Below are 1,383 nucleotides of genomic sequence, written 5' to 3' on the forward strand. Positions count from 1 at the left end.
GCTATTTATAATGAATTTTGTCAGTAACTGCCAGTTCTTTTCACTTGAGCGATGCAACAAAGCCCACTGGGATCCAGGAATTTTATTAAGTTGGCAAGCATAAAAATAGCTGTTTTTTGTTAAAATACAATGTTTTGATGATTATGGAAATGCTGGATTCCAGTGTCAAGCACTGGAATGACATCACAGGGGCACTGGAATTTTTGTTTCAATATTTGTACATTAGCCATGCATCTGAACAGATACTGTAAATTAGCTATATTACATTAGCCCATCAGATGAGTTGTAATGGTTATAATTGTCTGATAAGTGATCTCTAACATCGTGACCTAACTCATTGGCATCAGGCTTAACTTCGTGATCTAACTCATTAGCATCGAGCTTAAACAAAGAAGGATTATCATCAGATTGTTGATTAGACTCTTTCTCTTTCGACCCAAATAACCATGAAAAGAGTGATGAGATAGAATCAATAATGGATTTAATTGCTGAAAAAATATTGGATAAGAAATTACTGGGTTGCTGAGTATCCTCTTCGGCTGATTCTGGTTCAGGCTCTTTTCCTGCTGTGTCATCCACATCTTGTTCAGGCTTACTTCTGCTTATGAGTGTCTTATCTAACCATTTGGACATATTCTTGTCTGGATTATGAAAATACATTTTCTCTATGTCCTTGTTTTCATCAACAAAAATTACTACAGTTGCATTCTGACTTAATGACCCTTCATTTAATCTATAACGTTCACTAACGAGCGATTCATGAGAGTTCTTTATATCTTGAATCAATCGAAGTTTTTCTTCTTCTACTAAAAGGTAACCTCTGTGTTGTATAGCATAATTGGTCCCTTTGTACTTAAATTGCAACATTCCTGTAACCTCTGTGTAGTCATCACCTTTTTGTTCTTCTTCTGGCTCTGGATTCGTGCGGTTTTCATTTACCTCTTCTTCAGACTTACTTCTGCTTATAAGTGTCTTATCTAGCTGTTTGAATATATTTTTGTCGGAGTTTCGAAAATACATTCGACTTATCTCCTTATTTTCATCAACGTGAATCGATAAAACTGTATTCTCATTCCCCAATCCATCACATTCACTAACGAGCGATTCATGAGAGTTCTTAATGTCTTTGATAAATTGAAATTTTTCTTCTTCTGAAAAGTACTTGCATCTTACGTTATAAGTGGTGCCTTTGTATTTAAAACTAAATATCCATCCATGGTCTTTATATTCATCTACTAGTTCATGAATATTCTTGACATTTTGTATAGCTTTAAATTTTTCATCTTCTGAAAAGTCCTTGAGGTATATACTATAGTATTTTCTAAAATGAATGATAAATTTCCATTATGGTATTACCAACCAAAAGTTGTAAGTCTGTATATT

1 protein-coding gene is annotated in these 1,383 nt (G+C 33.8%); it reads right to left on the reverse strand.

The window, feature by feature from the left end:
* Positions 1–261: 261 nt before the first annotated feature.
* Complete coding sequence (locus WOCAOBSORBRA_RS05970; protein WP_174516151.1) at positions 262–1,080, reverse strand: hypothetical protein; 819 nt, start codon at positions 1,078–1,080, stop codon at positions 262–264.
* Positions 1,081–1,383 lie beyond the last annotated feature (303 nt).

The sequence above is a fragment of the Wolbachia endosymbiont of Cardiocondyla obscurior genome, from assembly GCF_902713635.1.
Classification (GTDB): Bacteria; Pseudomonadota; Alphaproteobacteria; order Rickettsiales; family Anaplasmataceae; genus Wolbachia; species Wolbachia pipientis.